The sequence below is a fragment of the Pseudomonas sp. HTZ2 genome, assembly GCF_033173945.1.
In the GTDB taxonomy this organism is placed as follows: Bacteria; Pseudomonadota; Gammaproteobacteria; order Pseudomonadales; family Pseudomonadaceae; genus Aquipseudomonas; species Aquipseudomonas guariconensis.
Genome location: NZ_CP137332.1, coordinates 1,848,441 through 1,868,465, shown reverse-complemented (window position 1 = coordinate 1,868,465; position 20,025 = coordinate 1,848,441). Strand labels below are relative to the sequence as shown.

At 61.3% G+C, this 20,025-nt stretch carries 14 protein-coding genes; 8 read left to right on the top strand and 6 right to left on the bottom strand.

Annotation, left to right across the window (positions count from 1 at the left end):
- Positions 1-19: 19 nt before the first annotated feature.
- Positions 20-1,438 (bottom strand): amino acid permease, encoded by a 1,419-nt coding sequence (locus tag R6G97_RS08740; RefSeq protein WP_090345020.1) that lies wholly within the window; start codon positions 1,436-1,438, stop codon positions 20-22.
- Positions 1,439-1,856: 418 nt separating this feature from the next.
- On the opposite strand from R6G97_RS08740, the gene R6G97_RS08735 reads away from it, so the two are divergent.
- The 3 genes from R6G97_RS08735 (at position 1,857) to R6G97_RS08725 (ending at position 6,393) form a co-directional block, all read left to right on the top strand.
- On the top strand, positions 1,857-4,979 hold the full coding sequence (locus tag R6G97_RS08735) for a biosynthetic peptidoglycan transglycosylase (RefSeq protein ID WP_197852805.1): 3,123 nt from the start codon (positions 1,857-1,859) through the stop codon (positions 4,977-4,979).
- Between the two features lie 113 nt (positions 4,980-5,092).
- The gene (locus R6G97_RS08730; protein ID WP_043206492.1) at positions 5,093-5,635 is read left to right on the top strand and encodes a PadR family transcriptional regulator; all 543 of its coding nucleotides are present in this window, start codon (positions 5,093-5,095) and stop codon (positions 5,633-5,635) included.
- The gene (locus R6G97_RS08725; protein ID WP_043206491.1) at positions 5,632-6,393 is read left to right on the top strand and encodes a siderophore-interacting protein; all 762 of its coding nucleotides are present in this window, start codon (positions 5,632-5,634) and stop codon (positions 6,391-6,393) included. Before R6G97_RS08730 ends, R6G97_RS08725 begins: the two co-directional genes overlap by 4 nt.
- A gap of 150 nt (positions 6,394-6,543) precedes the next feature.
- On the opposite strand, the gene R6G97_RS08720 is transcribed toward R6G97_RS08725, so the two are convergent.
- A complete protein-coding gene (locus tag R6G97_RS08720; protein WP_043206490.1) occupies positions 6,544-7,185 on the bottom strand; it encodes a Pr6Pr family membrane protein in 642 nt (213 codons plus the stop codon).
- Positions 7,185-7,406 carry a VF530 family DNA-binding protein gene (locus R6G97_RS08715; protein ID WP_043206489.1) on the bottom strand — a complete coding sequence of 74 codons (222 nt, stop codon included), beginning with the start codon at positions 7,404-7,406 and terminating at the stop codon, positions 7,185-7,187. Before R6G97_RS08715 ends, R6G97_RS08720 begins: the two co-directional genes overlap by 1 nt.
- Before the next feature lie 177 nt (positions 7,407-7,583).
- Between R6G97_RS08715 and R6G97_RS08710 the strand changes: the two genes are divergently transcribed.
- From R6G97_RS08710 to lon, 4 genes are all read left to right on the top strand, one after another.
- Positions 7,584-9,623, top strand: a complete 2,040-nt coding sequence (locus R6G97_RS08710; protein ID WP_317847995.1) for a TonB-dependent receptor — start codon at positions 7,584-7,586, stop codon at positions 9,621-9,623.
- A gap of 295 nt (positions 9,624-9,918) precedes the next feature.
- Complete coding sequence (locus tag R6G97_RS08705) at positions 9,919-11,265, top strand: carbohydrate porin (RefSeq protein ID WP_317847994.1); 1,347 nt, start codon at positions 9,919-9,921, stop codon at positions 11,263-11,265.
- Between the two features lie 30 nt (positions 11,266-11,295).
- Positions 11,296-13,707 (top strand): glucose/quinate/shikimate family membrane-bound PQQ-dependent dehydrogenase, encoded by a 2,412-nt coding sequence (locus R6G97_RS08700; RefSeq protein ID WP_043206486.1) that lies wholly within the window; start codon positions 11,296-11,298, stop codon positions 13,705-13,707.
- Positions 13,708-13,841: 134 nt separating this feature from the next.
- Positions 13,842-16,265, top strand: coding sequence for an endopeptidase La (lon, locus tag R6G97_RS08695; RefSeq protein WP_090345011.1), 2,424 nt, complete (start codon positions 13,842-13,844; stop codon positions 16,263-16,265).
- Between the two features lie 31 nt (positions 16,266-16,296).
- Here lon and R6G97_RS08690 read toward each other — a convergent pair whose 3' ends face one another.
- The 3 genes from R6G97_RS08690 to R6G97_RS08680 form a co-directional block, all read right to left on the bottom strand.
- Entirely contained in the window at positions 16,297-17,223 is a 927-nt protein-coding gene (locus R6G97_RS08690; protein ID WP_317847993.1) for a hypothetical protein, read from the bottom strand.
- A gap of 76 nt (positions 17,224-17,299) precedes the next feature.
- Positions 17,300-18,298: an alpha-xenorhabdolysin family binary toxin subunit B gene (locus tag R6G97_RS08685; protein WP_317847992.1), complete on the bottom strand. Its 999-nt coding sequence runs from the start codon at positions 18,296-18,298 to the stop codon at positions 17,300-17,302.
- Between the two features lie 20 nt (positions 18,299-18,318).
- Positions 18,319-19,479, bottom strand: coding sequence for an alpha-xenorhabdolysin family binary toxin subunit A (locus tag R6G97_RS08680; protein WP_317847991.1), 1,161 nt, complete (start codon positions 19,477-19,479; stop codon positions 18,319-18,321).
- A gap of 125 nt (positions 19,480-19,604) precedes the next feature.
- On the opposite strand from R6G97_RS08680, the gene R6G97_RS08675 reads away from it, so the two are divergent.
- Positions 19,605-20,003 (top strand): protease inhibitor I42 family protein, encoded by a 399-nt coding sequence (locus tag R6G97_RS08675; protein WP_043206480.1) that lies wholly within the window; start codon positions 19,605-19,607, stop codon positions 20,001-20,003.
- Positions 20,004-20,025: the final 22 nt, after the last annotated feature.

Below are 20,025 nucleotides of genomic sequence, written 5' to 3'. Positions count from 1 at the left end.
CTGGCCGGGGCTTCGTTCGTCAGGAGGCGGTACTTGTCACGCCCTGCGTCTCTTTCGGAGCCAGGCGGAACGCGTAGTACAGCACGGTCAGCAACACCAGGAACGCCGGGCCGATGTACAGGGCCACGCGAGTGTCCTCGAAGTAGGCCATCAGGCCGACCACCAGCACCAGGAAGGCCAAGGCCAGGTAGGAGCTCAGCGGCCACAGCCACATGCGGTACTTCAGACCCTGACGCTCAGCGGTGGAGAGACCGGCGCGGAACTTGAGCTGGGCCAGCAGGATCATCACCCAGGTCCAGATCGCACCGAAGGTGGCGATCGAAGTCACCCAGACGAACACCTTCTCAGGTACCAGGTAGTTGGCCAGCACGCCCAGCAGCAACGCGCCGATCGACAACAGCAGCGCATTGCGCGGCACGCCGCTCTTGGAGGTACGGGCGAAAGCCGCAGGAGCCTGACCATTTTGCGCCAGGCTGTAGAGCATGCGCCCAGTGCTGAAGATGCCGCCGTTACAGGAGGACAACGCCGCAGTGATCACCACGAAGTTGATGATGCCAGCGGCAGTCTTGATGCCCAGACGCTCGAAGGTCATCACGAACGGGCTGCCTTGGCTGCCGATTTCGTTCCACGGGTAGATCGATAGGATCACGAACAGCGCGCCCACATAGAACAGCAGGATGCGCCAGAACACCGAGCCGATGGCTTGGGGAATGGTCTTTTGCGGGTTGCGTGCTTCACCGGCAGTCAGGCCGATCATCTCGACGCCCAGGTAGGCGAACATGACCATCTGCAGCGACATCAGCACGCCGGTCACACCGTTGGGCATGAAGCCGCCGTTGCTCCACAGGTTGGAGATGCCCATCGCCACGCCATCGTTGCCGAAGCCGAAGGCGATGATGCCGATGCCGCCCAGGACCATGGCAACGATCGTGACGATCTTGATCAGGGCAAACCAGAACTCGAACTCGCCGAACGCCTTGACCGCGATCAGGTTGATCGCCCCCATGCTGCCCAGTGCTGCCAAGGCCCAGATCCAGCGGGGTACGTCAGGGAACCAGATGCCCATGTAAATGGCCACGGCCGTGATTTCCGCCACGCAGGTTACCAGCCACAGGAACCAGTAGTTCCAGCCGGTCAAGAAGCCCGCCAGCGGGCCGAGGTAATCCTGGGCATAGCGACTGAAGGAGCCGGCGACAGGGTTGTGAACGGCCATTTCGCCGAGCGCGCGCATGATCACCAGGATGGCCAGGCCACCGATGATGTAGGAAAGCATGATCGCAGGACCGGCCATTTCGATGGCCTTGGCCGAACCGAGGAACAGGCCTACACCGATACAGGCGCCCAGCGCCATCAGACGGATGTGCCGTTCGCCCAGCTCGCGCTTGAGTGGGCCGCCCTGGGCGGTCTCACCATGGGCAGGGTGGTTGCCGACTGGCATAGCAATACAACCTCATTTTGTTATTGGATATGACCTTCGTGCAGCGCCGGCCATGCCGATGGGCGTGGCGTCGTCTTGCCAAGTGAGCCTTGTGGGCCCGCCTGTCCACCGAATCCGGCGGACGAAGGGGTCGAGCAGTATAGGAATCCGCCCGCAGGGCTTTTCACTATATAAACAGGGAAATTTGGAGAGAGTTCTGGACCAAAATCCCTTTCGCGGAAGAGAGAAATCCCTCTCGCCCCCCTCTCGAGGAGAATGGGGCGGCTACCATAGCAACATTGCCGCAGAATGGAAGCTGCACCAAAGGCGGATATTCCGACTCCAGCTTGCGAGGCTTCTTACAATTTTTTCACCAACCCCGCCTAACGTCTAAGCTTCAGACAAGCAAGACGAAAAGTACCTGGCCGGATTGAAGACTATGGGCGCACTGTGGCAATCGGAACCAACCAGAACGGAAGCACCCGAAACCTCTCCGGCTGAAGCGCCACTACCAAAGACTCCCCGCCAGCGTCGCCTATGGTGGCGGCTCATCGTGCTCATCGTGCTGCTCGCTGCCATCGTCATCGGCTTCGCCGCCTACGACGAAATGCGCACCTCCAAGCTGCAATCCAGGGAATTCAGCCGTCTGGCCGGCACCCTCACCTACTCCCTGGAGCCTGGCCCGAGCGATGCGATCATCTACCCGGGCGACGGCCCGTTCGACAAGCGTCTGGGCTACAGCGCACTGGGCGAGTTCCTGCCACGACTGCTCAAGCGCGACTACCTGATCAGCCAGCAAGTGCGCTTCTCGCCGGCGCTGATGAACTACGTTGAGCACGGCCTGTTCGTTCCCTACGTGGAGAAGATCCAGGCCGGCCTGTCGATTACCGACTGCCGCGGCCAGGATCTGTACCACTACAACTACCCGCAGCACCTGTACCCGGATTTCGCCTCGATCCCGCCGATCATCGTCAAAAGCCTGCTGTTCATCGAAAACCGCGACCTGCTCGACCCGCAAGACCCACGCAATAACCCGGCGGTGGACTGGCCGCGCTTTGCCAAGGCCGCCTACAGCCAGGTGGCCAAGTACCTTGCCCTGCCCGGCCAGTCGGCTGGCGGCAGTACCTTGGCCACGCAGTTGGAAAAGTATCGCCACTCCCCCGACGGCTTGACCGTGTCCGGCTCCGAGAAGATCCGCCAGATGATTTCCGCCAGCGTGCGCGCCTACCAAGGCGGGCCGGATACCACGGTGGCGCGTGAACGCATCGTGCGCGACTACCTCAACAGCGTGCCGCTGTCGGCGGTGCCGGGCCACGGTGAGGTTCACGGCATGGCCGAAGGGCTGCGGGTCTGGTATGGCGCCGATTTCGACCAGGTCAACCAGGCGCTGGCCGGTACCGCCACCGACCCGGACTCCATGGCAGCGCGCGGCCTGGCCTTGCGCCAGGTACTGTCGTTGATGATCGCCCAGCGTCGGCCCTCCCATTACCTGACCAAGGGCCGGGTGGAGCTGGCCGAGCTCACTGACGCGCACATTCGCGTGCTCGCCGCCAACGGTGTGATCGACCGTCCCCTGGCCGATGCCGCCTTGGCCAGCAAGGCGGTGTACCGCGACTGGGTGGCCCAGCCGACCATCGTGCCGATCATTACCAACAAAGGTATCAGCCTGGCCCGCAACCGCCTGGCAGCCATGCTCAACCGGCCGCTTTACGACCTCGACCGTCTCGACGTCTCGGCCACCAGCACCTTGCAGGCCGACTTGCAAATGCAGGTCAGCCAGTACCTGAAAAACCTTTCCGACCCTGAGTTCGCAGCCCAGATGGGCCTGATCGGCGAACGCCTGCTCACGACCAAAACCACCGACCAGGTGCGCTACAGCTTCACCTTGTTCGAGCGCACCGCCGATGGCTCGCGGGTACGGGTGCAGACCGACAGCACCGACCAGCCCTTCGATATCAACGAAGGCAGCAAGCTGGAGTTGGGCTCCACAGCCAAGCTGCGGGTACTGACCACCTACTTGGAAATCATCGCCGAACTCCACGACAAGTACGCCGGCAAGCCTGCCGCGGAGCTCAAGAAGGTCCCGGTGGCCGAGCTCGACCGCATCACTCAATGGTCGCTCGAATGGCTGATGCAGAACCCCAAGGACCAGAGCCTGGATGCCATGCTCGACGCAGCACTGGAGCGCAAATACTCGGCCAACACCGGCGAAGCCTTCTTCACCGGCGGCGGCATGCACGTGTTCAACAACTTCCGCAAGGAAGACAACAGCCGAAACCCGACCCTCAAGATCGCCCTGCGCGAGTCGATCAACCTGCCGTTCATCCGCCTCATGCGCGACTTGGTGCGCTATGTCACCTATCAGCAGCCGTTCAACCGCGAGCCGCTGCTCAAGGACGATTCCGACCCACGGCGCCAGGAATACCTGGCGCGTTTTGCCGACAAAGAAGGCACCAACTACCTGATGCGGTTCTGGAAAAAGTACCAGCGCAAGACCTCCCAGCAGCGCCTGGACACCTTCCTCGACAGCATGCGCGTCACCCCGCAGCGCCTGGCCGCCGTGCACCGCTACCTGTTCCCGGAGGCCGGACAGGAAACCTTCAACGCCTTCGTCCGCGCCCATAGCGCCAACGACAAGAAGGCTCTGGCCAAGCTCACCGATGGTCGTCTGTCGGAGATGTACGAGGCCTATGGGCCCGGCAAGTACGACCTGCCCGATCAGGGCTACATCGCCAAAGTGCACCCGTTGGACCTGTGGCTGCTGGGCTATCTGCTCAAGAACCCCGGTGCCTCGCTCACCGAGATGGTCAACGCCAGCCGATTCGAGCGCCAGGAGGTCTACAGCTGGCTGTTCAAGAGCCGCCATCAGGGCGCCCGCGACAGCCGCATCCGGACCATGGTCGAGATCGAAGCCTTCCTGGATATTCACCAACGCTGGAAGCGCGTGGGCTATCCGTTCGATCATCTGGTGCCGTCGCTGGCCACCGCCATTGGCAGTTCCGGTGATCGCCCGGCCGCACTCTCCGAGCTGGTCGGGATCATCCAGAACGACGGCGTTCGCCTGCCGACCTTGCGCATCGACACCCTTCACTTTGCCGCCAACACCCCCTACGAAACCAAGCTGATCAGCGACCCGGACCGCGGCCAGCGGATCCTTCCGGTGGAAGTGGCCAGGGCCCTGAAGGGCGCGATGTCGCAGGTGGTGGATGCTGGTACAGCGCGGCGGATCTCCGGCAGCTTCAAGCTGCATGACGGCACGTCGCTGGTGATGGGCGGCAAGACCGGCACCGGCGACAACCGCATCGAAAGCTTCGGTGCTGGGGGCCGCCTGATCGGTTCGCGCTCGCTCAACCGTACCGCCACGTTCGTGTTCTTCCTCGGCGAGAACCACTTCGGCACCCTGACCGCCTTCGTCCCGGGGCGTTCGGCCGAGGCGTTCACATTTACCTCGGCCTTGCCGGTGCAGGTGCTCAAGGGGATGGCGCCGATTCTCATGCCGTATCTGGAGCCGGGCAGCGCCACCGAATGCAAAGCCCCGGAGGTGGCGATGCATACGCCGTGATGCAACGACTCATCGAAAATACAGATAAGAATCATCCGCATTTTGGCGCTTGTGTTTAGATATATCTTGAGCAATATCTTTCGATATATCGAAACACACGGAGCCGACTCTCCATGCGCGACCACGTCCCACACGACCCCTTCGAACGCCGCCCCGCCCGGGGCGAGCGTGGCCCGCGGGTCTTCGCCCCTGGCGATCTGAAGCTGTTGATGCTGTCGATGCTGGCCGAGCAGCCCGGTCACGGTTATGACCTGATCCGCCAGATCGAAAGCCTGTTCGACGGCAGCTATACCCCAAGCCCGGGGGTCATCTACCCGACCCTGAATTTTCTCGAAGAAGCCGAGCTGATCACCGGCCAGGTCCAGGGCAGCAAGCGCCTCTACGTCATCACCGAAGCGGGGCGTGAGGCCTTGGCCGAGCAGGCGGTGGCGCTCGACGGCGTGCGTATGCGCATCGAAGTCAGCAAACGCGCCCTGCGTGGGCACGATCGACCGCCAGAGATCCACGAAGCAGTCGGTAACCTGCGTCACGCCCTGCACATGCATAGCGGTCGCTGGACGCTCGAGGAGATCGAGCGGGTACGCACCCTGCTCAACGACACTGCCAAGGCCATCGCCTCAGGCCCCACCGAGGCTGTTACGGAGAACACCCCATGAGCGATACCATCCATCGCGTCAACCATGAGATCCGCCAACGCCGCCTGCAGGTGCTGCGGGTCACCGACCTGACCCCGCGCATGCGCCGCATCACCTTGGGCGGCCCAGAACTGCAAGGCTTCACCAGCATGGGCAGCGATGATCACATCAAGCTGCTGTTCGCCCTCTCCCCCGAAGAGCAACAGGCCATCGACGCCCGCAATCTCGGTCGCGATGGTGGCGCTCGTCCGACCATGCGCGAGTACACGCCCCGACGCATCGACCTGGTGGCCAATGAATTGGATATCGATTTCGTGCTGCACGGCGATGGCCCAGCGTCCACCTGGGCGGCGCAGGCTGCACCGGGCCAAACCCTGGACATCGCCGGCCCACGCGCCTCGATGGTGGTGCCGGACCTATTCGACAGCTACCTGCTGATTGGCGACGAAACCGCGATCCCCGCCATCGGTCGACGTCTCGAAGAATTGCCTGCTGGCCGCCGGGTGCTGGCGCTGATCCAGATCGAAGACGAGCAGGAGCAGCAGCCATTGCCGAGCAAGGCGCACGTCGAGGTGATCTGGGTGCATCGCCACCAGGACGACCTGTTGGCCATGCTCGAGCAACTGGCGCTGCCGCCCGGTGCGCTGTACGCCTGGGTTGCGTTGGAAAAGACCCTGACCCGCCAGGCCAAGGCATTGCTGCTGGAAAAAGGTGTGAAGGACGATGCGCTGAAAGCTGCGGCCTACTGGCGCCAGGACGGCAGTGTCGATGACGAATGATGTTCTGCAGCTCATGCATTGCAGGTACAACTGGCTTGCTCTGTAGCGTCCTCTTCGCAGGTAAACCCGGTTGCGCAGGTACTTCGGTGCTATAGGGAACACCGCTGTACCTGTGGGAGCAGGGTTACGCGCGAACGGGCCGACACTGCCTCAATAGGCCTGCGTCAACCGACGCCCCCGCCAGCGATCCACCCCGACCAACACCAACCCGATCCCCCAGAATCCCACAAGCACGCCCAAGGCATTGAGCAGCACCTGCCCATAGCCAAGAGTCGCGACATCGATGAACGGGTACGCATAAACGCCGATTTCCCGCCCCCGCCACAAGGCATAGGCAAAATACATTGCCGGGTACAGGGTCCACGCCGCCAAGTGCCACAGCCGCAAGCTGCCCTTGGGCACCTCACGCCACCAATACAGCACGCATACCAGCGGCATCACATCGTGCAGCAATTCATCGGCCACCCATTGCCAGCCCTGGGGTTGCCACAGATGGCGCAGCAGCACGCTATAGGCGAGCGCGACCAGCACGATGCTCGCGGTGATGCCGGAACCCACCACGGGCGAAAGGAAGAACCGCTGCGCACTCGACGCCCGGCCAAACGCCGCATAGCTAAGCACTGTCGCGACCAGGGTATTGGTCAGCACCGTGAAGTAACCAAACACATTCACCAGACCGCCGATCAGGCTAGCCTGCTCCTCCCAGCGGGCCCACAGCACCAGGTAGACCTGTATCGCCAGGCCCGTCCAGCCGAGCCACGCGGCGAAAGTCAGCCAGGGATGACGCGGCATCAGCCAGCCCGCTGGAGTTTCACGTAGAGCTGCTCGACCTTCTCCCGCGCCCAGGGCGTCTTGCGCAGGAAGGTCAGGCTCGACTTGATGGTCGGGTTGCTCTTGAAGCAACGAATGTCGATGCGCTCGGCCAGGCCTTGCCATTGGTAGTGGGCCACCAGCTCGGTGAGGATCTGCTCCAGCGTCTTGCCGTGCAGCGCGTTGTGTTGGGCCGTGCTCATGCCTGTGCTCCCGCGGGTAAAGATGCGCACCTTACACGAGTGTAGTGACAGGCGGCGCTGATTCGGCGTTGCGAGTCGCATTTGCACGAAGCACTGGCCAAAGCGTGAACCCTTGTGATGCAATAGAGATGTTATATTGTAACAATGAAGCTCTCTGCCAAGGAACGTCACACCCCCATGCGTCACATGTCTCTGCGCCTCTCCCCCCTCGCTGTCGCCCTCTGGCTGGCCTCCATGCCCAGCCAGGCCGTGGAACTAGAACCTCAGGTCATCACAGCCAACCCCTTGGGCAATCGCCAATTCGCCGCGCCCAACACGGTGCTACAAGGCGACGACCTGCTGCATCAACAGCAAGGCAGCCTGGGCGAGACCCTCAACAAACAGCCCGGCGTCGCTTCGACCTGGTTCGGCCCCGGCGCTAGTCGCCCGGTGATCCGCGGCCTGGATGGCGACCGGATCCGCATCCTGCGCAACGGCGTGGGCGCACTGGATGCTTCATCGCTGTCCTATGACCACGCCGTCCCGCTGGATCCGGTCAACGTCGAACGCATCGAAATCGTCCGCGGCCCGGCAGCCCTGCTCTATGGCGGCAATGCCATCGGCGGTGTGGTCAACACCTTCGACAACCGCATTCCCGACTCGCCCATCGAGGGGATCCACGGCGCCGGCGAGCTGCGCTACGGCGGCGCCGACACCACCCGCAGCAGCGCCGGCAAGCTGGAGGCCGGCAATGGGGCTTTCGCCTTGCACCTGGACGCCAACAGCCGCCAGTTCAACGACCTGCGTATCCCAGGCTATGCCCGCAGCTCGAAAGTGCGCGACAGCGATGAGCCCGGCAGCCGTCATCGACTGGAAAATAGCGACGGACGCCAGGATGGCGGCGCCATCGGCGGTGCGTACCATTGGGACCGGGGCTACACCGGCCTTTCTTACAGTCGCTACGACAGTAACTACGGCTCGGTCGCAGAGCCCGGGGTCCGCCTGGACATGCAGCAGGATCACTATGGTTTTGCCAGCGAGCTGCGCGACCTCGAAGGCCCGTTCAGCTCGATCAAAGTCGATGCGGGCTACACCGATTACCAGCACCGCGAGATCGAAAGCGGCGAAGTTCACACCACGTTCAAGAACAAAGGCTACGAGGCGCGGGTCGAAGCACGCCACCAGCCCTTCGGCCCCGTCGAGGGCGTCCTGGGCGCGCAAATCAGCCGCAACGAATTCTCCGCCCTGGGCGAGGAAGCGTTCGTCCCCCACACCGACACCGACAGCCTGGCGCTGTTCATGCTCGAACAATGGCAGACCAGCGAGCGCTTGAACCTGAGCCTCGGCGCGCGTCTGGAACACACCCGCATCGATCCGGATGCCAAGGGCAACGCCACCTTTGCCAGTGCCGACAACTCGGAAAGCTTCACTTCCGCAAGTCTCTCGTCCAGCGCGGTGTACCAACTCGACCCGGTCTGGTCGCTGGCCGCGAACCTCGCCTACACCGAGCGCGCCCCGACCTTCTACGAGTTGTACGCCAACGGCGCACACGTAGCCACGGGCGCCTTCGAAGTGGGCGACCCGAACCTGAACAAGGAAAAAGCCGTTTCCACCGACCTGGCCCTGCGCTTCGACAATGGCACCCACAAGGGCAGCGTGGGCGTGTTCTACAGCCATTTTCGCAACTACATCGGCCTGATCGGCACCGGCAACCTGCGCGAAGGCCACCACCACGATCATGATGATCTCGATCACGATCACGACCATGGCGAACTGCCCGAATACCTGTACCAAGGCGTGCGCGCCCGGTTCTATGGCATCGAAGCCCAAGACCGCTGGCAGTTGGCCGAAAACCGCTACGGCAGCTTCGCACTGGAGCTCTCAGGCGATTACACCCGCGCCAAGAATCTTGACAGCGGTGAGCCTCTGCCGCGTATCGCGCCGCTACGCCTGAACAGCGGTTTGCTCTGGGAACGGGATCGCTGGCAAGCGCGGGTCGACGTGCAGCACGCGGCCTCGCAGCACCGCAAACCCGCCAACGAGACCAGTACCGACGGCTACACCACCCTCGGCGCCAGTCTGGGCTACCGCTTCGATATCGGTCAGAGCGACTGGCTGGTATTCGTGCGCGGAGAAAACCTGACCGACCAGACCGTGCGCTATGCCAGTTCGATCCTGCGAGACATCGCACCAGCGCCTGGACGCAGTGTACAGGTGGGATTGCGCACCTCGTTCTAAGCATTCTGGCGGCGCCATGGGCCCAATCGCGATGGTCCGGAGCCAGGACAAGCCAGTTCCCTCAGTGGCGCGGGAGCTGGCGAAGCCTACAAAAGGCTGCCCAACTGCCCCAACTATTACTCTCTGAGCAACAATCCGCTGCGACAATTTGTCTTTTTTTCTTACAACTTCCCCTATATCCTCCACGCCGCACGCTGAAACGCTTCATCCACGAACCTTGCAGCCATCTCCATTGAAGGGCCCGCCCTTCGATGCGCTTGCCGTTTTTTCAATAATCAAAAGATAGCGCTATCTCATGCTCCAACTGCCCAAAACCCGTTTTTCCAGCTTCGCCCTCGCCACTGTTCTGGGCGGGTTGTCGTCCACCAGCGCAGCCCATGAGCTGTTCGCCAGCGACTCCCCGTGGATGCTTGGCGACTGGGGTGGCACCCGCACCGAATTGCTGGAAAAAGGCTACGACTTCACCCTCGGCTACACCGGCGAGATGGGCAGCAACCTGCACGGCGGCTATGACCACGACCGTACCGCGCGCTACAGCGACCAGTTCACCTTCGCCAGCCACCTTGATCTGGAAAAGATCCTTGGCTGGCAGGATGCCGAGTTCAAGCTGGCGATCACCGAACGCCATGGCCAGAACATCAGCAACGACCGGATCAACGACCCCCGGGTCGGCGGCTTCACCTCGGCCCAGGAAGTCTGGGGCCGCGGCCAGACCTGGCGGCTGACGCAGATGTGGATCAAGCAGAAGTACTTCGATGGCGCCCTGGATGTGAAATTCGGGCGCTTCGGTGAAGGCGAGGACTTCAACAGCTTCCCTTGCGACTTCCAGAACCTGGCCTTCTGCGGCTCCCAGGTGGGCAACTGGGTGGGTGGCATCTGGTACAACTGGCCCGTCAGCCAGTGGGCCCTGCGCGTTCGCTACAACCTCAACGACTCGCTGTACGCCCAGGTCGGCGTCTTCGAACAGAACCCCTCGAACCTTGAAAGCGGTAACGGCTTCAAGCTCAGCGGCAGCGGTACCCAGGGCGCGGTCATGCCGATCGAACTGGTGTGGAGCCCGCGGGTCAATGGCTTTGAAGGGGAATATCGCGCTGGCTACTACTACAGTAATGCCAAGGCACAGGATGTTCTGAAGGACAGCAACGGCCAGCCGGCTGCCTTGAGCGGCCAGGCCTATCGCAGCAGCTCGAGCAAGCATGGCTTCTGGCTCGGAGCCCAGCAGCAAGTGACGTCGCTGGCCTCGGACCACTCCCGCGGCTTGAGCCTGTTCGCCAATGCCACGATGCACGACAAGAAGACCAATGCCATCGACAACTATGTTCAGGCAGGTGTGGTGTACAAAGGGCCCTTCGATGCCCGCGCCAAGGACGACATCGGTTTCGCCCTCGCCCGCGTGCACGTCAATCCCGGCTATCGCAAGAATGCCCGCCTCATCAACCAGGCCGCCGGCCTGGACGATTACGACAACCCTGGCTACCTGCCCGTCCAGGACACCGAATACAGCGCCGAGCTCTACTACGGCATTCACCTGGCCGATTGGCTCACCGTACGACCCAACCTGCAATACATCCGCCATCCAGGCGGTGTGTCGCAGGTCGACACCGCCCTGATCGGCGGCCTGAAAATTCAGAGCAGTTTCTAACCCACCCCTTCGACCTACGGAGAACATACGATGAGCACTGACGGTGCCAAGAATGGAACCCGCTGGCTACCGCGCCTTCTGGGCGTGCTGCTGTTGCTGATGGGCCTGGCCCTGCTGGCAGGCGGCATCAAGCTGAGCCAGCTGGGAGGATCCCTGTACTACCTTATCGCCGGCATTGGCTTTGCCCTGTCCGGCATCCTCCTGCTGGCCATGCGCCGCATCGCTTTGGGCCTGTATGGCTTGGTGCTGTTGGGCAGCACGATCTGGGCACTGTGGGAAGTCGGCCTGGACTGGTGGCAACTGGTGCCACGTCTGGCGATCTGGTTCGCCGTCGGGGTCGTCCTGCTGCTGCCGTGGGCACGTCGTCCGCTGATCGGCCCGTCGTCGAAAATCAACACCGCGCTGCTCAGCGTCGCGGTGGTCGCCGCCGGCGCCAGCGCCCTGGGCAGCCAGTTCACACACCCGGGCGAGACCTTCGGCACGCTCAATCGCGACAACAGCGAAATGGGCAGCGCAGCCCCCGACATGCCGGACGGCGAATGGCAGGCCTACGGCCGTACAGAACACGGCGACCGCTACTCGCCGCTGCGCCAGATCACCCCGCAGAATGCCTACCGACTGGAAGAAGCCTGGCGCATCCGCACCGGTGACCTGCCGACCGATGACGATCCGGTAGAGCTGACCAACCAGAACACGCCGCTGAAGGTCAACGGCATGCTCTATGCGTGCACCGCTCACAGCAAGCTGCTGGCCTTGGATCCGGACACCGGTGCCGAGATCTGGCGCTTCGACCCGCAGATCAAGAGCCCGACCGGCTCGCTCAAGGGCTTTGCCCACATGACCTGCCGCGGCGTTTCGTACTATGACGAAAACCGCTACGTCAGCCGCGACGGCAAGCCTGCGCCAAAGATCTCCGACGCAGGCCAGATCGTGGCCCAGACCTGCCCGCGCCGCCTGTACCTGCCGACCGCCGACGCCCGCCTGATCGCCATCAACGCCGACAATGGCAAGGTCTGCGAAGGCTTCGCCAACCAGGGCGTGATCGACCTGACCACCGGCCTTGGGCCCTTCACCGCCGGCGGGTACTACTCCACCTCGCCAGCGGCGGTCACCCGCGAGCTGGTGATCATTGGCGGTCACGTCACCGACAACGAGTCGACCAATGAGCCGTCCGGCGTGATCCGCGCGTACGACGTGCACGACGGCCACCTGGTGTGGAACTGGGACAGCAACAACCCAGAGGACACCAAGCCACTCGCCGCCGGCCAGACCTACAGCCGCAACTCGGCCAACATGTGGTCGATCGCCAGCGTCGACGAAGACCTGGGGATGATCTACCTGCCGCTGGGCAACCAGACCCCCGACCAGTGGGGCGCCGACCGTACTCCAGGCGCCGAGAAGTACAGCGCCGGTATCGTCGCCCTGGACCTGGCCACCGGCAAAGTGCGCTGGAACTACCAGTTCACCCACCACGACCTGTGGGATATGGACGTGGGCAGCCAGCCGACCCTGGTGCACCTGAAAACCGACGATGGCATCAAGCCCGCGGTCATCGTGCCAACCAAGCAAGGCAGCCTGTATGTGCTAGACCGTCGCGACGGCACGCCGATCGTGCCGATCCGTGAGATTCCGGTCCCCCAAGGCGCCGTCAAAGGCGATCACACCGCACCGACCCAGGCACGTTCGGACCTCAACCTGCTCGGCCCCGAGCTGACCGAAAAGGCCATGTGGGGCGCAACGCCGTTCGATCAGATGCTCTGCCGTATCCAGTTCCGCAGCCTGCGCTACGAGGGCCAGTACACCCCGCCGTCCGAGCAGGGCTCGCTGGTCTACCCAGGCAACGTTGGCGTGTTCAACTGGGGTAGCGTGTCGGTCGACCCAGTTCGCCAGGTGCTGTTCACCTCACCGAACTACATGGCGTTCGTCTCGAAGATGGTGCCCCGCGAGCAAGTCGCCGCCGGCAGCAAGCGCGAGAGCGAGACCAGCGGCGTGCAACCGAACACCGGTGCGCCCTACGCGGTGATCATGCATCCATTCATGTCGCCTTTGGGCGTACCGTGCCAGGCGCCGGCCTGGGGTTACGTCGCGGCGATCGACCTGTTCACCAATAAGGTGATCTGGAAGCACAAGAACGGCACCACCCGCGACAGCACTCCAGTACCGATCGGCCTGCCGGTCGGCGTACCGAGCATGGGTGGCTCGATCGTCACCGCAGGTGGCGTAGGCTTCCTCAGCGGCACCCTGGACCAGTACCTGCGCGCTTATGACGTGCACAACGGCAAGGAGCTGTGGAAAGCCCGCCTGCCAGCGGGTGGCCAAGCCACGCCAATGACCTACACCGGCAAGGATGGCAAGCAGTACGTGCTGGTCACCGCCGGCGGCCACGGCTCGCTGGGCACCAAGATGGGCGACTACATCATCGCCTACAAGCTCGCCGACTAAGCGGCAAGCGACAAATGAAAGCGGGGCCTACGAGGCCCCGCTTTTTTCTTGCAGCTTGCAGCTCGAAGCTCAAAGCTTGAAACCCATCCCCCCCCGCCCCATCTAAGCACCATAGTCATTTGCGCAGGTGCCCCATGAGCGACCAGCAAGATCTACCGGACCATCCAGACGAACACGAAACAGTCGAACATCTCCACGCCAAGGCCACCCCCGGCCACCACCTTGCCCTGCCCGGCCAACAACTGCCGGACAAGGTCTATGTGATCCCGATCCACAACCGCCCGTTCTTCCCGGCCCAGGTCCTGCCGGTGATCGTCAATGAAGAACCTTGGGCAGAAACCCTGGATCTGGTCGCCAAGACCCCGCACCACTCCCTGGCCCTGTTCTTCCTGGACGAGCCGCCAGAAGACCATCGTCATTTCGACACCTCTTCCCTGCCGCAGTACGGCACCTTGGTCAAGGTCCACCACGCCAGCCGCGAGAACGGCAAGCTGCAGTTCGTCGCCCAGGGCCTGACCCGGGTGCGCATCCGGACCTGGCTCAAGCACCATCGCCCGCCCTACTTGGTGGAAGTGGACTACCCGCATCAACCCGCCGAACCCACCGACGAGGTGAAGGCCTATGGCATGGCCCTGATCAATGCGATCAAGGAGCTGTTGCCGCTCAATCCGTTGTACAGCGAAGAGCTGAAGAACTACCTCAACCGCTTCAGCCCAAACGACCCATCGCCCTTGACCGACTTCGCCGCCGCGCTGACCTCGGCTACCGGCGCGCAGCTGCAGGAAGTGCTCGACTGTGTGCCAATGCTCAAGCGCATGGAAAAAGTCCTGCCGATGCTGCGCAAGGAGGTCGAGGTCGCGCGTCTGCAAAACGAGATCTCCGCCGAGGTCAACCGGCAGATTGGCGAACACCAGCGCGAGTTCTTCCTCAAGGAACAGCTCAAAGTCATCCAGCAGGAGCTGGGCCTGACCAAAGACGACCGTAGCGCCGACCTGGAGCAGTTCCAGCAGCGCCTGGAAGGCAAGACCCTGCCGGAGCAGGCGAAAAAGCGCATCGACGAGGAAATGAACAAGCTGTCGATCCTCGAGACCGGTTCGCCGGAATACGCCGTCACCCGCAACTATCTGGACTGGGCCACCGCACTGCCCTGGGGCATTTACGGCCAAGACAAGCTTGACCTCACCCATGCGCGCAAAGTCCTCGACCAGCATCACGCCGGGCTGGACGACATCAAGGATCGGATCCTGGAGTTCCTTGCCGTTGGGGCCTGGAAAGGCGAAATCAGCGGCTCCATTGTCCTGCTGGTCGGCCCGCCCGGGGTGGGCAAGACCAGTATCGGCAAGTCCATCGCCGAAAGCCTCGGCCGGCCGTTCTTCCGCTTCAGCGTCGGCGGCATGCGCGACGAGGCGGAGATCAAGGGCCACCGACGCACCTATATCGGCGCCCAGCCGGGCAAGCTGGTGCAGGCCCTGAAGGACGTCGAGGTGATGAACCCGGTGATCATGCTCGACGAGATCGACAAGATGGGCCAGAGCTACCAAGGCGACCCGGCCTCGGCGCTGCTCGAAACCCTCGACCCCGAACAGAACGTCGACTTCCTCGACCACTACCTGGACCTGCGCCTGGACTTGTCCAAAGTGCTGTTCGTTTGCACCGCCAACACCTTGGACTCGATCCCCGGCCCACTGCTCGACCGCATGGAAGTGATCCGCCTCTCCGGCTACATCACCGAAGAGAAACTGGCGATCGCCAAGCGCCATCTATGGCCCAAGCAACTGGCCAAAGCCGGAGTCGCCAAATCCAGCCTGAGCATCAGCGACAGCGCTCTGCGCATGGTGATCGAGGGGTATGCACGCGAGGCCGGTGTGCGCCAACTGGAAAAACAGCTGGGCAAACTGGTGCGCAAGGCAGTGGTCAAGCTGCTCGAGACGCCGCAGGCCAAGCTCAAGATCGGCACCAAGGACTTGGAAGCGGCACTCGGTATGCCGGTGTTCCGCAGCGAGCAGGTGCTCGCTGGCAAGGGCGTGATCACCGGCCTTGCCTGGACCAGCATGGGCGGGGCCACCTTACCGATCGAAGCCACCCGTATCCATACCCTCAACCGTGGCTTCAAGCTCACCGGCAAGCTGGGCGATGTGATGAAGGAATCGGCCGAGATCGCCTACAGCTATGTCAGCTCGAACCTGAAGCAATACGGTGGCGACCCGAGCTTTTTCAACGAAGCCTTCATCCACTTGCACGTACCCGAGGGCGCCACGCCCAAGGATGGGCCGAGCGCCGGCATCACCATGGCAAGCGCCCTGTTATCGCTCGCCCGGGACCAGGCGCCGAAAAAAGGCGTGGCCATGACCGGTGAACTGACACTCACCGGGCAGGTGCTACCGATTGGTGGGGTCCGTGAGAAGGTAATCGCCGCACGGCGACAGAAGATCTTCGAACTGATCCTGCCAGAGGCCAACCGCGGCGACTTCGAAGAGCTGCCGGACTATCTACGTGAAGGGCTGACTGTGCATTTCGCCAAGCGCTATGCCGACGTGGCGAAAGTGTTGTTCGCTTGATTGAACAGAGGGGCCACGGCCCCTCTGTTTTTCAGGCAAAAGCCTCACGCAATCGCTGCGCGTGCACGGCAACCTGTTTCCACTGTCCCAAGAATATTTTGAAGTACACCATGAAAAGCGCCAGCTCTCGCTGGCGTTTCACTTTGCTCAAATGATTGTGTGCACTTTCGACATACGTGCCTATCGCTTGCCAAGCCGTATGAAGTTTTTCAATATTGCCATGCACGCCAGCCAGCTGTAGATCACGCACGCCAAACAAAGCCCTAAGCTGCTCGCGATCTTCTTCTTCAAAAGTCGCTTTCCGACAGTTTGTCCAAAACGGCTCGAATCTCAGCGTGCACTTGCGCACCTCAACCGTATCAAGCGCTTTGATCACCCTATCCAGGTCGGGTTGTAATTCACGCCGGTGCGTTTCGCGAAAGTCCTCGATACCTGACATGTATTCAGTGAGATGGATGTCAAAGGCCTCGACCTCCCTCCGAAGACTGACCACGTATGCAACCATTGTTTCCACACGCGTCAAATCCCTGGGACTGAGTGCCAAATCCTTTTCGCGAGACAACGCCTCCCATCTATCTGCATCACCGTTCGCCATCTCGAGCCGAGACGCAATGTTCTGTATTTCTGCACTCCGCTGCGTGACCGTTTGGGTATGCCCGACCAATGCCTGACTCAGCGCACTTCCACGCTCACGCAAGGACCACCAAAAACCACTCCTGTAGGACAGCCTAGCGATCAGCCGTTCCAAATTACCAATATTCAGGACTGGCTCAGAGACATACGAATAGCTCACCCAACGCGCCAATCGTCCTTGAGGTAAATCGTGAACCCTGCGGACATAGGCATCCAGCTGCGCAACAGAGGCTTTTAGATCACCCACGCCGCTTCGCGCCTGTTTGAAGAGCGCTGCCACTCGCACTTCCATCGCCCGTGCAGCGCTCCCCATCGGCATCAGCATCCTTTGTTCCATGAGCATTAACTCCGTAAGCCTGACCGCCGCTCTGATGAATGGCAGTCAGGCTATTGATCACGAATCAAAATGCATTGCTGATCTGCTTGATCATGCTGCGCTGATAAGCCACGAGCGTCTTCAAAAACGCTTCGATAGCACGCAGGTCTTCGATTCCCTTGTACTTGGCGTTCTTCAGCAGGTTGTAGAAACTCCCCAACGCCATGCTCAGTGCATTCAAGGCAATCAGGCAGGCCTTACGTTGCGCGACGAGCCTAGGCACATTTTCCAGCGCCTTGAGCTGTTGACGGCATGTCGCCAGGGTTCGGCTATTGGCGGCAAGGTCCCGCTGCAGCGTTCTGAGTCCGAGTGTCAATTGCCGACGCTCTGCCTGCAGTCGGCTGTAATTGAGGTCGGCAGACAACTGTCCAAGCGTTTTCTCCAGGTTTTTCAGGGCCTGGGCTGCGGCCTCACTCAGTAAGGCGATCTGCCCACCGGGCACTGCCAGCGCAGCCAATTGCTCGGGCGTGGGAATCAGGCCGTCGAACTTGACCTCGATATCGATAGCTTCCAGCGCTTTGAGGGCGGTATGCAGTGCCTCGATCTTGGACGACTCGGCGTCTATTTCGGCTTTCAAGGCGACACTGGTCGTTTCCAGTTCCATCTGCTGCCTGAATAAACGGGCTTCGTCGCGGGAGGCGTTGGGGGCAGACAAAGCCGACAACTCCGTAGAGGCATTCTTTACGCCACTGATTTGAATCGTCAGATTCGACAGCACTTTATTGATAGTTTCCTGGGCAATGAACAGAAGCTCAGGGTCTTCGCCGATGTCCTCAAGCGCATCGACGATATCCTCTAACCCGCTTGCATGCAGCTCTGCCTCCATCCGCAGGGCTTGAGTTGCCATTCGCTTGGTAATGCTGTCCAGAAACTTGGCATGTCGCTCAATCGATTCATACAACGTCGGCAAGGGCTTCAGGTTGCCCTGCTGCCACTCAAGCAGGAAAACACGGGTCGTCGAGAGAATGTCGTCCAGTACGGGTTGCTGGCTGGCAGGCGACAGATAAGAAACCTTGGCATTCATGGTAATAGTCCTTTAATGAATTAGCGTGCCGATGCGGCATTGTCGAAAACCGCTGTCAGTTGCAGCGAAGTGCGCTCGATTTCCTTCCACTGCCGGAGGAATCGTTTGAAAAAGATCAGAAAGATCGCCAGCCGCTGGCCATCTGTGATCTTTTCGAGCTCTTCGATGGAGCTGGTGATGTAGACCTCGACACGCTCCCAGACTGTCTGCAAATGGGAGGCTGAGGTCAGGACATCGTTAAGACGCACGTCCAGATCATCCACAAACTGGGTCATTTCCTTGAGCCGGCCTTCCAGATTCACACGGGCCTTCAGTTTCGCTGCGACCTCCCTGCGCTGTTGTTCTAACTTTTTACGTTGCTTACGCGCAGATTCTGCTTTGGCGCCATAGATCGCACCGCCGACAATAGCCCCAAGCGGCCCCCCAGCGAGGCTGCTCAGTCCGTTGGAGAGGTACCTGTCGTATTCTTTTTTAAGTTCGCCGATCTCGACGTCGAGGGCTTTGAGTTCAGTGCGCAACGCTTCAACCAGCCCGTCTTGTTTCTTGCGTTTTAGCGCCTTGTCTTTGTTGCCGACTGCAGGCAGCAACTCCTTTTTAACGGTGTCCCTGAAGGCTTCGCTGTCTTTCTTTACACCGTCTACACGCTTGGCATAGTTCCTGACATCGTCGTTGAGGATTTGCATGTACTCGACCAGTTGCGTGACGGCTTTCTGGTCCTCGGCGCCCAGTTTGACCGGCCTCGCGAGCGCCACCTGCTCCCAGGTCATTTGCGGTTTCAGAAATCTCAGGCGACTGCACTCTGCAACAATTTCCTCGCCAACGACATCGATCAAGTTGGCGGTGGTTGCCAGTTCGCTCGAGAGCCGCTTGCTGCGATCTGACAGTGTTGTCCAGGCGTTGGCATGACGACGCAGCCCCTCAAACAGGCTGGACATGGCCGAGGGCTTCAGCTCAGGCTCATCGATGGTCTTGTAGCCCAGCCATTGCTCAACGGTTTGTGGGGTCTTGGGCAGACCAAAAACAAAATTGGCATATTGGTTGATGGTGACGATGTGCTCGCGGCTGAGTGTCAGGCCGCCTTCATTACTACCGTCGCGCTCGGCCATTGCTGTAACCATTGCTACAGGTTGGCTGGCCGCCTCATTTGCCAGCGTTTCATAGCTGGCTCTTTGGAAACTCATACATTTCTCCTTGTACCCAAACCGGGCTGGTTTGGTGGTACAAAGTTATGACTCGCCCCGATGAGTCATCAGATGGCAATCGTTCCTCCTACAAGATCTATTGGTATATTCAGACAGGAGACTTCATGAGATCTCGCCTTGCACTGTTTCCCCTGGCCTTCGGGCTGTTGAGCGCCTGCAGCCAAACCCCGTCCTCCCCTGAACCTATCGTTCTGGAAAAAGCCAGTGAATGCCCAATCACCCTGGTGCCCGGACAAACATTGACCTTGCGTTTGCCCAGCAATCCCAGCACCGGTTACCGCTGGCTGGTTCAACACCCGGCGGCCAACATCCTGCGCAGCCTGGGCCCTGAGGTGTATAGCGATCCAGAAGACACAGGTGTGGTGGGCAGTGCAGGCCAGTCCTTGTGGCGCTTCCAGGCCCAGGGCCAAGGCGTGAGCCATCTCATTCTGGTGTATCAGCAACCCTGGGCACCCGAAGTGCGCCCTGCACAGACCTTCGACTGCGCCGTGACGGTCGACTGAACCTGCCCAGAGGCGATGCGCA